Here is a 15,028-nt window from a genome sequence, read left to right as displayed (position 1 = left end):
GTTTTTTAATGAATCACTTATACTGGTGATAATATGAATTTAAGGAGAAGAAGTGAAATGAATATTTTAGAAGAACTTGAATGGCGTGGATTAGTGAATCAGATTACAGATAGAGAAGGTCTGGAAAATCATTTAAATACACAGCCAATTACATTATATTGTGGATTTGACCCAACCGCAGATAGTCTGCACATCGGTCATCTCGTTCCAATTGTAATGCTCAAGCGTTTCCAAAAAGCGGGTCATAAGCCAATCGCATTAGTTGGCGGCGGTACGGGAATGATTGGTGATCCGAGTGGCCGTTCAACAGAGCGTTCACTTAATAGTGAAGAGGTTGTTATGGGCTTTGCAAATAGCATCAAGAATCAAATAGGCAGGCTAGTGAAATTTGGCGAAGGAGAGAACCCAGTCGTTTCAAGAAATAATCATGATTGGCTAAGTGGAATGAGTTTTATTGAAATACTTCGTGACGCAGGCAAGCATTTCAGCATTAATTACATGCTAGCTAAAGAAGCGGTATCCAGCCGGATTGAGCAAGGGATTACGTATACGGAATTCAGTTATATGCTTTTACAATCGATTGATTACATGAAGCTATACGAGGAAGAGAATTGCCAGCTGCAAATCGGTGGAAGTGACCAATGGGGCAATATTACAGCTGGAATGGAATTAATTCGCCGGACAAGAGAAAATCCAGAAGAAGAAATTAATGTCTTCGGTCTAACGGTTCCATTAATCACAAAAGCAGATGGGACGAAGTTTGGAAAAACTGCTGGAAATGCAATCTGGCTGGACCCTGAGAAAACAACACCATATGAGTTTTATCAATTCTGGATTAATACGGACGACCGTGATGTCGTTAAGTTTTTACGCTACTTTACCTTCTTATCGAAAGAAGAAATAGATACACTTGCCGTTGAGGTTGAAAACCAGCCTGAGAAGCGCAAGGCGCAAAAACGTCTCGCTGAGGAAATGACAAAAATGGTGCATAGTGAAGCTGCCTTAGAGCAAGCAATTAAAATTTCCGAAGCATTATTCAGTGGAAATTTAAAAGATTTGTCTGTAAATGAGATCGAGCAAGGATTTAAAGATGTGCCTACACACAAGCTTGAAAAAGCAGATAGTGGTTTAGTTGATCTTTTAGTCAACGCCAAAATATCACCATCTAAACGTCAAGCAAGAGAAGATATCCAAAATGGAGCAATTTATATTAATGGAGAAAGACAACAAGATACGTACTACGAAATAACAGAAAAGGATCGTATCGAGGATAAATTTACGATTATAAGAAGAGGCAAGAAGAAATATACGCTTATTGATTTTAATTAATAAATTAACGGTAAATACAGCCTGAATCGATAGTTATATCAATTTAGGCTGTTTTTATATTGAAAATTATTCACATATTGTTCATTAAAAACGGTTGATTCTCAGCCTTTTCGTTGGTACATTTATGAAGAGATATGTTAAAGTTTGTTTGACTTTGTTACGTATTGTCGTATCATTTTTAAAAGTATAAGCAATGAAGGGGCTAAAGCATGCTGCCGATTGAAAGAAAGAATAAAATTAAAGAATTGATTTTAGAAAGACATGCAATGAAAATTTCCGAATTAAGTGATGAAATAGGTGTCTCTGAAATGACGATTCATCGTGATATTAAGCCTTTAATTGAAGAAGGAGTTGTTGTAAAGACCTTCGGAGGTATTACTTCAGCAAATAAAAAGGAAGAATACACCAAAGAGGATGTATGTGATTTTTGTCATCGAAAAGTGGAGGATCGACTTGCATATCGATTATTTCTTCCAGAGGATATTATGGTTACGGCATGTTGTGCACATTGTGGGCTATTAAAATATCGACAGTTAAAGGATAAGGTGTCACATGCAATTTGTCGAGATTTAATTATGCAAACAACAATTAGTGCTCCACTGGCATGGTATGTGATGGAAACTTCCATTCAGGTTGGCTGCTGTGAGCCACAGGTTTTAACATTCAAGCATGAGGAGCATGCAAGAAACTTCATTCAAGGTTTTGGAGGGAAATTATATCGTTTTGATGAAGCTTTGGAAATGGTTCATCAAAAAATGAGCAGTGACAATCATTCTTGCGGACATTGAACAGCTTTCTATTAAGTCGCAAAATGAATGCAATGAGATTTTATTAAATATAACGGGGGTAATGAAATGAAAAAAGTAGCAGTCTATTTAATTATGTTTATGCTTGCAATATTGGTTGCCTGTGGAGATGCAGAGACAGAAGAGACAGATCAATCAGATGAATTAGCAGTACTTGAAGTAGAATTTATTGTACCTGATACCGCTGATCCAGGAGAAACAGTTACATTAGAAGCAGTTGTTACATACGGAGAAGAGAAGGTAGAAGACGCAAAGGAAGTTGTGTTTGAATACTGGTTAAAAGGAAATGAAGATAATAGTTTAAAAATAGATGGTATGCATCAAGAAAATGGCAGTTATATTGCGGATGTGACCTTTGAAGAAGCAGGAATTTATGAAATGTATGCCCATACGACTGCAAAAGGCTTGCATACGATGCCGCTAACCTCTATTACGATAGGGGATGGCGGAGAAGTTGAAGATGAGGAAGAGCAGGCTGAGAGCGAGCATCATGACCATGGCAATCACGCCGAAGGTTTTCATTTACATTTTATGAAACCTGAGGAGGTAATGGTAAGTGAGGAGACTGATCTCGTCGTACATTTACAAATGGATGAGAGTGCGTTAGCTGCTGCAACTGTACGTTATGAGATTGCGCCAGAAGGAAAACCGGAAAATACAGCATGGGTTGATGCGGAAGAAACAGCTGAAGGTGAGTATGCTAGCTCCCATACATTTACGGAGGCTGGGACCTATACAATTGTTATTCATGTAGAAGATGATTCAGGACTCCATGAGCACGAAGAATTTAGCGTAGAAGCAGTGAATTAATATATGCAGTTTAATAAAGCGGAAAGTGAGTATGGTGCTTACCTTCTGCTTTCTTTTTATGAGTAATCTTTAAGACAAAATTGAACTAATTGTAATTATCAGTTCAACATTATTTGTTTTTTGCCGATATTAATATAGAAGTATATTTGTGAAATTCAGTTAAAGGTGAACCAGAACTAGTTATGAGGAGAACGTTATTATGAGAAAAAGAGATCTGCTTACTCCAATCGGTATTACAATTGGTTTTATTATGATTATGCTGGCGATTGTATCGGACAGTGGAACAGAGGGGTTACACCGTTTTTTAGATATTGCAAGTATTTTTATTGTAATTGGTGGAGTGATCGGTTCCATGCTGATCACGTTTAAAATGGAGCAAATTAAATTAGCTGGAAGAATTATAAAAGAAACGATGTATAAAAATGACATGAAATTGCCTGAGTTAATTCGTCTCTTTGTACGGCTTTCTGAGGTAGCAAGACGAGAAGGGATTCTGGCACTTGAAAATGAACTGGATGAAATAGATGACCCTTATATTAAAAAAGGCCTTCTGCTTCTTGTAGATGGAATTGAACCCGAAGTCATTAAGGATATTATGGAAGCTGAAATAACAGCAATGGAAGACAGACATTATCAAGGAAGAATTCTTTTGGAGAAAGCTGGGGAATATGCGCCCTCTTGGGGAATGATTGGTACTTTGGTTGGGCTGATTCTTATGTTGAATAAGTTATCTGACCCGGCGACACTTGGTCCGAGTATGGCGGTTGCATTGATTACCACTTTGTACGGAACAGTGCTTGCAAATCTTGTCTTCCTTCCGATGGCAAGTAAGCTGGAAGGGAAAACGGAAGAAGAAATATTCACGAAGCAGATTATTATTGAAGGAATTATCGGTGTGCAGTCCGGTCAAAACCCTCGATTATTGGAAGAAAAGTTAAGCGCTTTTCTATCAAATGATTCAAAAATGAGATTGAAAAATGGTGAAATGAACGCAAAGGATAAAAACAGTTTTTTAGGAGAGAGCGTTAATGAAGCGTAGAAGAATACGAAAAACTAAAAAAACTGGAGCACCATTATGGATGGTAACTTTTTCTGATATGGTCACTCTGATTCTAGTGTTCTTTATTTTGCTTTTTTCCATGTCACAAATCAATCAGGACAAGTTTGATTTAGTTTCACAATCTTTTCAAAATCGTGGAGTTTTTGATTTTTCCTCGTCGATTGTGCCTTTAGAAAATCCGGGCAGCCACACAGATGAGGATGAAGAAGATGATTTTCTGTCCCAATCTCAAGAAGAGGAAGAGACTGGGGAATCAGAAGCAAAAGAGGATGAATTAAGCTCGTTAACAGAGGAAGTCGAACGTTTTTTAAATGAGCATAACCTAAGTGAATATATTTCTGCTAACAGGACAGCTCAAGGGGTAGAGTTGATTTTACAGGACAGCATCTTTTTTAATCTTGGTGAAGCAGAGGTTCTCGAGGAGGGTTTTCCATTCCTGGACATGGTAGGAAAGCTTATATCTGGCATAGATAATGAAGTTAAAGTTGAAGGGCATACAGATAGCCGGCCGATACGTAATTATCGCTACCCATCAAACTGGGAACTTTCTGGGGCTCGGGCAAGTGTGATTGTCCGCTACCTTGTAGAAGAACAAGGAATAGACGAAGCTCGTTTTTCTATTGCGGGATATGGTGATACAAGACCGATTGAGCCAAATGATACACCAGATAATATGAGGAAAAACAGAAGAGTGGAAATTGTGATTTTGGAAGAGTAGACAGTGTGATAAATGTTTTAGAAACACATGGATTAGATGAGATAATCCATGTGTTTTTAAATTTATTATGAAGAGAAAAAATAAAAAGCCTTAGAATTATTCATTCTAAGGCTTTTACATGTGAGTTTATTATCTTGAGTAGAACTCAACAATAAACTGTTCGTTGATTTCAGCTGGAAGTTCAGAACGCTCAGGGTAACGAGAGTAAGAACCTTCTAGTTTGTCAGCATCAAAAGTTGTATACTCTGGTACAAAGCTAGTTGCTTCAATAGCTTCTTTTACGATGTCAAGATTTTGAGATCTTTCACGTAAGCCAATTGTTTGTCCAGGAGTTACAGCGTAAGATGGAATATCAACACGACGGCCATCAACTAAAACATGACCGTGGTTTACTAGCTGACGAGCTTGTTTGCGCGTACGAGCTAAACCTAAACGGTAAACAAGGTTATCAAGACGAGATTCAAGTAAAATCATGAAGTTCTCACCGTGAATACCTTTCATTTTACCAGCTTTATTGAAAAGGTTACGGAATTGACGTTCGTTTAATCCGTACATAAAACGTAATTTTTGCTTCTCTTGCAACTGCATTCCGTATTCAGAGATTTTCTTTCTTTGGTTCGGTCCATGTTGACCAGGAGCGTAAGGGCGTTTATCTAATTCCTTACCAGTTCCAGTTAATGAAATGCCAAAACGTCGAGATTTTTTCCATACAGGGCCTGTATAGCGTGACATAGACATTTCCTCCTTTGATTGTATTTTTGTATAAAAATAAATCACCGCGTTAATTCTGTTGTCTAGTTTGTTTTCATGTACCATCGCTCCAGCAGCAGAGAGTTACACGATACACCTTTAAGCTTAAGAAGTCTTAAGGAACAAACTAGGTGCAATAGATCAATCGCTAAGGCTACCTTTAAATTTACACAAATTATATTATATAAGTTTGCAACTAGAAAGTCAATGATGGGTTTAATCTTTTTAATAGATAATCCATTACAAATGTTACCTTTTACCTACTAATTGCTAAAAATAATAAAATTAACCGCTTTTTATAGGGAAACAGAACTATGTGGTGTATAATTATAATCGATTACATAGCTAATTATTTTTTATAAAAAGGTGATTTATATGAATGCAATCAAAGAACTGCAGCACATTTTTTTTGAAATCATAGCAACACTTTATAATGAACCAAATCGGGAAGTAAGGATGTATAATGAATTCCTATTCCAATTAAACAAGTATTTAACGACAGATTATGCTGCAATCTATATGCATTATAAAAAAACAAAGACTTATCGGTTAATACATTCTGTTTCAAGTGATCAAACGCTTAGGCCTGAAGAAATCGTATTAGATGTGAAAGAGATTGACGCACAAGCATGCTTCAAAAATGAGAATATTGCTCACCATATATATTTAATTCCTATACAATTACCAACTGAAAAAGCATTCATCCTCATCGCAGCAAAAAAACACTTTTTGTCGGAAACTTTGCAAAAGCAATTACAAACGGAGTCTGAAAAATTTCTTGGAATCGTGCACTCGATGCAGATGAATATGCTGGAGAGTCATAATAATAGATTTTTATTAGATGTTAGTACAAAGTTATTACAATCACATGACAAGAAAATTATTCTTGAAGAAATCATTGCATCACTTACAAAGCTTTACCCTAATTTTACCTATTATTTGATTTTGACCCAAGAACATGACACGACTCAAAATCTCCCAATCAAAATTATGGAATACAATGATGAGAACCTAAAGCATACAAGTATACAGGTTTTCATGAATGCTGAGCTGCAATTGGAGCGGTTAGAAAGTGAAGGAAAAAAAGCAATCTACGCGCCATTAATTGGTGAGCAAAGTGTTTACGGTGTGCTTGAAATAAAAGCGCCAATTGATTGTTATTTTAGCACGCAAGAATTAGATTTTATTAAGGAGTTTGCTGTGTTAGCAGGTAAAGCTCTAGAGAAAACCATCCTGTACGAAGATTCACTCGTGCAAGTTAATAATTTAACTTTATTAAATGATATCATTCACGACTTAAATTCTTCAGTAGGACTTACTCAGATTACAGAGCTTGTCAAGAATAAAATTAAATCACTGACAACAGCAACACAAGTTGGATTTGTCTATTTTGATGACGAGGTGAAATACGGATTTCATATTTTATCTGGAAGTACTGCTCTCTTTAAAGGGAATACAGGGCACAGGCTCATCGAGAAAATTAAAATTAAATTAAATAAAAATCTTGAACCAGTGTTCAGCGGCAATGATTCTGAAATTGCCGATTATGGTTTCCGCTCAGTGATGGTAATACCAATGATTTACTCTGGTCTTAGTATGGGGTTTACTGTAATTCTCCACGAAAATAAATATCATTTTACATTTGAAAGATTTAAGCTGATTGAGTCATTAATTCAGCATTCTGCTTTAGCGATTTCCAATACAATCTTAAAAGAAAAGTTGCAGGAAACAGTAATTACAGATTTTTTGACACAGCTGCATTCAAGAAGATATCTTGAAGACAGCATTAACCAGCATATGGATAATGGCAGTAAGGGAGTTTTGATGCTATTTGATATCGATGATTTTAAACAAGTGAATGATCAGTTTGGGCATCATATCGGAGATGTTGTATTAAAGCAAGTTGCACATATTATTGATAGTGAGATCGGAAATGCAGGTATTGCAGCAAGGTGGGGAGGGGAAGAACTGGCAATTTATCTTCCAGATGCTACCCTGGAAACAGGAAATTTGATAGCTGATAAAATACGGATATTGGTAGCCAGTGTAACGGCTCCTGCAGTGACCGTATCCTGTGGCATCTCTTTATGGAGAAAGGAAAAGCAGGATAATAGAGAAACGTTGTTTTTGCGGGCAGACAAGGCATTGTATAAGGCGAAATCAAATGGGAAAAATCGCGTTCTTTCCTTAAACTAAAAATGAGCAGCTATTTTTATGGCTGCTCATTTTAAAATTTTAAAGATATTGCTGCAATGCCTCAACATATTTCTCAAGGTATTCTTCATCTGTTTCGTCAAAACGATTTTTAATCGGACTGTCAATATCGAGAACTCCGAAAATCTCATCATTCAAGATAATAGGAACTACAATTTCAGATTGACTCGCGGCATCGCATGCAATATGACCAGGAAATGCATGGACATCTTCTACGCGCTGTGTTTTTTTATCCTTAATTGCCGTACCGCACACTCCCTTGCCATATGGAATTCTTACACAAGCAGGGAGACCTTGAAATGGTCCTAATACAAGTTCATCGTTTTTCCATAGATAAAAACCAACCCAATTGACCTCATCTAAAAATTGGTTAAGCAAACTGGAAGCATTGGATAAAATTGCGATTTGGTCATTTTCACTTTCAGACAGGGCATGAAGCTGTTTAATTAATAGTTCATAATCTTTCATTCGATCCTGTGAATAGGCAAGTTGTTGAAACATAAATTTTCTCCTCCATTTATCGTTTAAGTAATTTATATTAGTTTTTAATGCAAGTATCGCTTAAAATAGAAATGTGTCTTATTGATATACTTGGTCAGGTGCTTTTCCTGATACCATGAATCGACAAGGACAAATATATTGTCGAGAAGTAAATACAGGAATTGAAGACAATTTGTCGTATTGGAAAAGTAAGGAGCTGATTACAAAATGAAAAAAAACCCATCAAAGCAAAAAGTTATCGATGCTGCTTCTTCACTGTTTTTCCAAAAAGGCTTTCACGGAACATCTGTTAGAGATATTGCAGAGAAAGCAGCGGTCAATGTATCTTCAGTAAGCTACTATTTTAAGGGGAAACAAGGACTTTTAGAGCATGCAGTTACAAGTTATTATGAAGAATATCTTAAGACTATTGAACAGGGTATAAATGAAACTTCAGATTGGACTGCGCTCGAAAGACTCCATGCATTAATTTTTACAATTATACAATATAAACAATCAAAACTTCAATTGACTTGTTTTATCCAACGTGAACTTTCTCTGGATTCAGTATTTGTCAGGGAAATGGCTGTGACTTATCTTGCAAAAGAGAATTATTATATTCGTTCGATTTTTTCAGAGGCATTAGCTGTACAGAAATTTGGAGGAGACAGAAAGGAATATTTACTTTTGCAATTTAAAGGTATGCTGATTACACCATATATTTTACATAATGAGTGGAAAGATCAAGTAATTGGTGAATATTCACATGAAATGTTTGTAAATAAATATGCAGAAATAATTCAAAAATGGGTTGAATTTATTGTCGAAAATTAATGCTATTTATAAATTTTATATGAAAAAACCTAAAAATAAGACAAATTATTGTTTTTCTTAGCCAAAATTACTGTTTACATGCTATTATAGGAGATATATTATTATTTAACAGGAGCACAATTACAAAAGTTAACAGTATTTTTTTACTGACACCGAATGTATAAATCCTCTTATAGAAATGGGGCTAGGAGGTACGCTATGGAACTTTTTATTGGAATAATATTGGCAATTATCGCATTAATTATCATTGGACTTATATTGCGAAAGCGAATTTACGATTATGTTGACCGTCTGGAGGCTTGGAAGCTGGATATTATGGGCAGAAATGTTGCTGCTCAATTAAGCCAGATAAAGAATTTGAATCTTTCTGGGGAAACACAGCTTAAATTTGAGACCTGGAAAGAAAGATGGGACTATATAGTAGGTAAGGAACTTGCTGATATTGAGGATCATTTATTGGATGCAGAAGATGCTGCAGATCGTTTTATGGTAACAGAGGCTAAAAAAACACTCAAAGAAGCTGAGGAAATTTTGCAGTCTGTTGAAGGCAGTATTGAAAATATTCTTCAAGAATTGGAAGAACTGCTGGAGTCTGAAAAGACGAGCAGAATTGAAGTAGAGTCTATCGAGCCGTCTATTAAGGAACTGAAAAGAAAAATTTCACAAAATAGATATCAATTTGGCAAAGCAGATAGTTACTATGACTCGAAGCTTGGAGAACTTGATAAGAGTCTTGCCTCTTATCATGCTGAAACAGAAGATGGCAACTATATGGAAGCGAAACAGCTGGTGGATAGCATCAAACAAGAACTTGAAATTCTAGCTGAGAAAATTGAGGCTTTCCCGGCAATTTATAAAAAAGCAAAACATGATTTGCCTTCACAGCTTGATAACATATTATCTGGAATCAGGGATATGAAAAAAGAAGGCTATTTTATTGAGCATCTTGATTTTGAAAATGAAATTCGTACATATCAAGAAAGAGTAGTGAATATTATGGAGGCGCTGGAGCAAGGTGACTTGGATGATGGAAGCACAAGCTTAAATGAAATCGAAGAAAGACTTGCAGAAATGTATGAAGCGCTGGAAGAAGAAGCACTGGCAAAGAGCTATATAGAAAAAAATGTCTCGTCTTATCAGGAGGCAGTTACTGCACTAAATACCTCATTTGAAGAAACGAAGGCAGAAGTTGACGAACTGAAAAAAGCTTATTATGTGGAAGATTCGGAATTGGAAAGCTTCCTTTCTGTGGGTATGAAAGCAGAAGAACTAAAAGAACAATTGCATGCTGTTATGGAAAAGCTGGAAGAAAATAATTCAGCACATACTGAACTCAGAGAATTGATTGAGACAGGCTTAGCTCAAATAGAAGATTTGGAAGCGATGCATGAAACATTTAAAGATAATATTCAAACCTTGCGGAAGGACGAGCTTGCTGCTAAGGATAAGCTAGCTGAAATGCGCAACGAAATAACAGCATTGAATCGCCGCTTAAGGAAAAGCAATATTCCAGGTGTACCGACATATATTTGGAATAGTTTGGAAGAAACACAGGATAAAAATGTGAAAGTAATCAAGGCGCTGGAACAACAGCCGCTAGACACAACTGCTGTCCATCGTGCATTATCTGAAGCAGAAAGTTCGATTGAACAAACAAAAGACAAAATCGATATGATGCTTGATCAAGCTTATTTAACGGAACAGGTTATCCAGTATGCTAATCGGTACAGAAGCCGCAACCCAATATTAGCAGGGAATCTTGCCGAAGCAGAACGGCTATTCAGGGCTTATGAATATGAATTGTCCCTTGAAAAGGCTGCGAAAGCAATTGAAGAAATTGAACCTGGGGCACTTAAACGAATTGAAGAATCCCAGATGGCAATAAATAGTTAATCAGTCAAGGCTGTTTAAAAAGGATTTTCCTTTTTACAACAGCCTTTCCTTTTTTAATAATGAAAGCAAAAGAATTCCTTGAATAATATAAATTGACTCTCTCGTTTCACGCGTAAACCTCGTGTAGCCATTGTGCCGGGATTCATTTGGAGTCATTCTGAATTAAATTACTCAACAATTTGTATTGATTCTTCATTAAATTAATGCTGGAAACAGTATCGTAATTCCAAAAGCCAGCTATTTGATATTAAGCTTGAACAAGCTGGTTTTGTGTTTTCCTTGTAAGAGAGATTATTTTTATATCCATCAAGAAAGTTTATTTGTTTCCACTTTTTTCGAATCGCAAAGCACTTGTGTTTTTGTGGATTATAAAGTAAGATGCTTAAGGAATTATTGTAAGATACAGGATAAAAGCCGGGTTTAGAAAAGAGGGGGAAGAAGATGATTTATCTTGATAATAGTGCTACTACGATGCCTGACAAATCTGTCGTAGAAAGCTTCAAAAAAACAACTGAGCTATTTTTTGCGAATCCATCCTCGATTCATCAATTAGGAGGAACTTCAGAAAAACTCCTGCATACAGCGAAAAGACAGGCTGCAGAACTGCTTGAGGTTGATGCTGATGAAATTGTGTTTACTTCAGGCGGGACAGAAGGGAATAATATCGCTATCAAAGGAATTGCCCTTGAACATCAAAATCGTGGAAGACATATTATTACGTCGGCTATTGAACATCCTTCGATAGATGAAGCGTGCAGCAGTTTAGAAAAGCTGGGCTTTGAAATTACAGTACTTCCTGTCGACGAAAAAGGCGTTGTCAATATTCGAGATTTAGAACGCGTAATACGAGAAGATACGATATTAATTAGTATTATGCATGTGAATAATGAACTTGGTTCAATTCAGCCCATTAAAGAAATTGGGGAGATTGCAAAACGTTATCCTAAATTATTTTTCCATGTTGATGCGGTGCAAGGGCTGGGTAAAATTCCATTAAAATTAAAGGATTCAGGAATAGACCTATGTACATTTTCAGGACATAAAATTCATGGATTGAAAGGTACAGGTATTTTATATATAAAAAAGGCGACAACAGTTTTTCCACTTTTTCATGGTGGCGGCCAAGAAAATGGCCTGCGCTCTGGAACAGAAAATCTGGCAGGAGCTGTTGCTATGGTAAAGGCTCTGCGTTTAATAAAAGAAAAAGAATCTCATGATTACTCTAATTTACTTGAATTAGGAAAATATTTAAGAGAAGAGTTAAAGAGAATTGCTGGTGTCCGAATTAATAGCCCTGAAAACGGTGCACCATATATTATGAATATTTCTGTACCGGGTGTGAAACCCGAAGTGATTATTCATATGCTCGGGGAAAGGGAAATATATATTTCAACAAAATCAGCTTGTTCCTCAAAACAAAAAGATGAGAGTAAGATCCTTGCAGCATGTGGATTAAAACGCGAAGAGGCAATTTCAGGTTTAAGAATCAGTTTATCTTATGACAATACAATAGAAGAAATAAAACGATTCATCCAAGCTTTAAGTGAGGCAGTAAATCAATTTAAGGAAGCATTGAGGTAGATAATTATGCAATATGATCATATATTAATCCGCTATGGAGAAATGGCGTTAAAGGGGAAAAATATCCGCAGCTTTATTATTAAATTACAGGAGAATCTGCAAGCGAAGCTGAAAGACTTTCCTAATGTAAAAGTAAAACGTACACAAGGGAGAATGTTTATTTTATTAAATGGACATGCGCCAGATCCAATTATTGCTATTTGCCAGAAAGTCTTTGGTATTCAAAGTCTAAGTCTTGCAATTAAAGTGGAAAATGATTTAGATAAGATTAAGGAAGCAGCACTTTATGCTTTAAAACAAGGCGAAAACATTGAAAAATTTAAGATGTCTGTTAAACGAATTAATAAAGGTTTTCCACACGGTTCACAAGAAATGAATCAGATTCTCGGAACACATTTATTAGTAAATACAGAAGATATTACTGTTGATGTGCATCAGCCTGATATGGAGATTAAAGTAGAAATTCGGGCAGAAGCAACTTATATTACATCACAAAATCTTCCTGGTGCTGGCGGATTACCTGTTGGTACATCAGGAAAATCGCTGTTGCTGCTTTCAGGTGGAATTGATAGTCCGGTTGCTGGGTACCTGGCAATGAAACGTGGTGTTCAGCTTGAAGCGATTCATTTTCATTCACCGCCATACACCAGCGAACGCGCAAAACAGAAAGTACTCGACCTTGCAAAGAAATTAACCGATTATGGTAAATCAGTTACAGTGCACATTGTGCCATTTACGAAACTGCAGCAAGAAATTTTTCGTGAAATGCCAGATAGCTATGCGATGACAATAATGCGCCGGATGATGTTTCGAATTGCTGAATCAGTTTGCGAAAAAGAGAATATCCTCTCTTTGACAACAGGAGAAAACCTTGGTCAAGTAGCAAGCCAGACGATGGAAAGCATGCATACGATAAATGAGGTTACTAACTATCCAATAATAAGACCATTAATCTCAATGGATAAACAGGAGGTTATCGATATATCACATAAGATAGGAACTTACGATATTTCGATTTTGCCTTATGAAGATTGCTGTACGATTTTTGTTCCGAAAGCGCCTAAAACGAAGCCGCGCAAAGATAAAGTGAATCATTATGAATCTGCATATGACTTCAGTGAAACAATCCAAGAAGCGATTAATGGCATTGAAACAATTAAAATTACTCCTAAAACTGGTGAATCAAACTTTGAGGATCTTTTCTAGACAGAGATTTTCCAGTGACCTGGCAGACTTGCCAATAAATACTATTATATTTGATACATGAAACCTCTTTTGGTGACACATGCTATAGTTACCAAGGAGGTGAGCTAACAATGGCTAGTAATAATTCAAATCAATTAGTAGTCCCTGGTGCAGAGCAAGCTTTAAACCAAATGAAATACGAGATTGCTCAGGAATTTGGTGTTCAGCTAGGTGCTGATACAACATCTCGTGCAAATGGATCTGTAGGTGGAGAGATTACAAAGCGTTTAGTAACAATCGCACAGCAACAAATGGGTGGACATTAAGCAATCACTAACTGTGAGTCTGCCAGTAAATAAAAAATTTCAAACGTATGATATTTAGCTAAATAAAAGAGCTATTCCAATAGTATTGGAATAGCTCTTTAAATTTTCTCACAGGAAGGTACGCTTAACCCGGTCCCAATAAGAATTATTTTTTAACTTGACTGTTTTAATAACCGTATTATCCATCTCAACATTTAAATTAAAAATCCGGCGAATTGGAAAAGCTTCATTATCAAGACTGATAATCGGATGATCATTTCCTAACTGTAAAATATCGAGTCGTAATTTTCTCCCCTTATTTAATACGAAAGAGGAACCTAATGTGCGGTATTGATTATTATTTAGAGAAGCAACTTCAGAAACTTGATAGCAGGCTGTTAATGGATCGATAACTGCACCATTTGCTGATTTACTATAGCCAGTGCTGCCTGTAGGTGTTGAAACAATTAAGCCATCCCCACGGAAAGTTTCGAACTGCCGATCGTCAATATGTACATCCATAACGATTGTTTTTACAATTGTAGAACGCACACTTACTTCATTTAAACAATAATAAGAAGTTCCATCATTAACCTGCACTTTGATAACCGGGAATCGTCTTACTTCCAGTTCTTCATGCATCAAGGAATGAAGCATCTCATCAAAAATATCAATATTAAAATCACAATAAAGTCCAGATTCACCTTCCCGGGTAATTCCGATATAGAGGCAATCCTGGCGAAAATGACTTTTTCTTACTGCCTGCAGGAAAGTACCATCGCCCCCAATACTTGCGATAATATTCGCTTCCTTGTCAGTGTCAACGATTGTAAAACCATTTTTTTCTGCGACTTCAATTAGATTTGCGACCTTTGCATTCGTTTCCTCATCTTTACGATAGTAGAAATATAAATTATTGCGATTTGGCAAGTTACGCTCCCCCAATCTTTGAGTATAGTTTCATCATACCACTAGTGCCCTTTTTATCCAATCAATCATTAGGCAAAAAAGGTTAAATTTGCTTAAAAATAGTATATAATGACGTTGGGTAAGCTTTGTATAT

Annotated in this window: 14 protein-coding genes; 11 read left to right on the top strand and 3 right to left on the bottom strand. The window is 36.3% G+C overall.

Annotation, left to right across the window (positions count from 1 at the left end; translation table 11 throughout):
- Positions 1-57: 57 nt before the first annotated feature.
- The 5 genes from tyrS to motS all read left to right on the top strand — a co-directional run bounded on the left by tyrS (position 58) and on the right by motS (position 4,723).
- Positions 58-1,329: a tyrosine--tRNA ligase gene (gene tyrS / locus NST93_RS07150; RefSeq protein ID WP_405102610.1), complete on the top strand. Its 1,272-nt coding sequence runs from the start codon at positions 58-60 to the stop codon at positions 1,327-1,329.
- A gap of 209 nt (positions 1,330-1,538) precedes the next feature.
- Complete coding sequence (locus NST93_RS07145) at positions 1,539-2,117, top strand: DeoR family transcriptional regulator (protein WP_405102608.1); 579 nt, start codon at positions 1,539-1,541, stop codon at positions 2,115-2,117.
- A gap of 66 nt (positions 2,118-2,183) precedes the next feature.
- On the top strand, positions 2,184-2,945 hold the full coding sequence (locus NST93_RS07140; RefSeq protein ID WP_405102606.1) for a FixH family protein: 762 nt from the start codon (positions 2,184-2,186) through the stop codon (positions 2,943-2,945).
- Positions 2,946-3,144: 199 nt separating this feature from the next.
- Positions 3,145-3,984: a flagellar motor protein MotP gene (gene motP / locus NST93_RS07135; RefSeq protein WP_405102604.1), complete on the top strand. Its 840-nt coding sequence runs from the start codon at positions 3,145-3,147 to the stop codon at positions 3,982-3,984.
- On the top strand, positions 3,974-4,723 hold the full coding sequence (gene motS / locus NST93_RS07130; protein WP_405102602.1) for a flagellar motor protein MotS: 750 nt from the start codon (positions 3,974-3,976) through the stop codon (positions 4,721-4,723). Before motP ends, motS begins: the two co-directional genes overlap by 11 nt.
- 129 nt (positions 4,724-4,852) lie before the next feature.
- Here the strand turns inward: motS and rpsD are convergent, their stop codons facing one another.
- Positions 4,853-5,455 carry a 30S ribosomal protein S4 gene (gene rpsD, locus NST93_RS07125; RefSeq protein WP_405102600.1) on the bottom strand — a complete coding sequence of 201 codons (603 nt, stop codon included), beginning with the start codon at positions 5,453-5,455 and terminating at the stop codon, positions 4,853-4,855.
- Between the two features lie 393 nt (positions 5,456-5,848).
- Here rpsD and NST93_RS07120 point away from each other — a divergent pair, with 393 nt between their 5' ends.
- Positions 5,849-7,669: a diguanylate cyclase domain-containing protein gene (locus tag NST93_RS07120; RefSeq protein WP_405102598.1), complete on the top strand. Its 1,821-nt coding sequence runs from the start codon at positions 5,849-5,851 to the stop codon at positions 7,667-7,669.
- Between the two features lie 39 nt (positions 7,670-7,708).
- Here NST93_RS07120 and NST93_RS07115 read toward each other — a convergent pair whose 3' ends face one another.
- Complete coding sequence (locus NST93_RS07115; RefSeq protein ID WP_405102596.1) at positions 7,709-8,188, bottom strand: GAF domain-containing protein; 480 nt, start codon at positions 8,186-8,188, stop codon at positions 7,709-7,711.
- A 207-nt stretch (positions 8,189-8,395) separates the two neighbouring features.
- Between NST93_RS07115 and refZ the strand changes: the two genes are divergently transcribed.
- From refZ to NST93_RS07090, 5 genes are all read left to right on the top strand, one after another.
- Positions 8,396-9,001: a forespore capture DNA-binding protein RefZ gene (refZ, locus tag NST93_RS07110; protein ID WP_405102594.1), complete on the top strand. Its 606-nt coding sequence runs from the start codon at positions 8,396-8,398 to the stop codon at positions 8,999-9,001.
- Positions 9,002-9,199: 198 nt separating this feature from the next.
- On the top strand, positions 9,200-10,894 hold the full coding sequence (ezrA, locus tag NST93_RS07105) for a septation ring formation regulator EzrA (protein WP_405102592.1): 1,695 nt from the start codon (positions 9,200-9,202) through the stop codon (positions 10,892-10,894).
- Positions 10,895-11,335: 441 nt separating this feature from the next.
- On the top strand, positions 11,336-12,475 hold the full coding sequence (locus NST93_RS07100; protein WP_405102590.1) for a cysteine desulfurase family protein: 1,140 nt from the start codon (positions 11,336-11,338) through the stop codon (positions 12,473-12,475).
- Between the two features lie 6 nt (positions 12,476-12,481).
- Entirely contained in the window at positions 12,482-13,681 is a 1,200-nt protein-coding gene (gene thiI / locus NST93_RS07095) for a tRNA uracil 4-sulfurtransferase ThiI (protein WP_405102588.1), read from the top strand.
- A 110-nt stretch (positions 13,682-13,791) separates the two neighbouring features.
- Positions 13,792-13,986 carry a small, acid-soluble spore protein, alpha/beta type gene (locus NST93_RS07090; protein ID WP_405102586.1) on the top strand — a complete coding sequence of 65 codons (195 nt, stop codon included), beginning with the start codon at positions 13,792-13,794 and terminating at the stop codon, positions 13,984-13,986.
- A 108-nt stretch (positions 13,987-14,094) separates the two neighbouring features.
- Here the strand turns inward: NST93_RS07090 and NST93_RS07085 are convergent, their stop codons facing one another.
- Positions 14,095-14,895, bottom strand: a complete 801-nt coding sequence (locus NST93_RS07085) for an NAD kinase (protein WP_405102584.1) — start codon at positions 14,893-14,895, stop codon at positions 14,095-14,097.
- Positions 14,896-15,028: the final 133 nt, after the last annotated feature.

This window comes from Oceanobacillus sp. FSL H7-0719 (genome assembly GCF_045040795.1).
Classification (GTDB): domain Bacteria; phylum Bacillota; class Bacilli; order Bacillales; family Amphibacillaceae; genus Oceanobacillus.
Note: the sequence above shows the minus strand (reverse complement) of the source record. Positions and strands in the feature narration are given on the sequence as shown.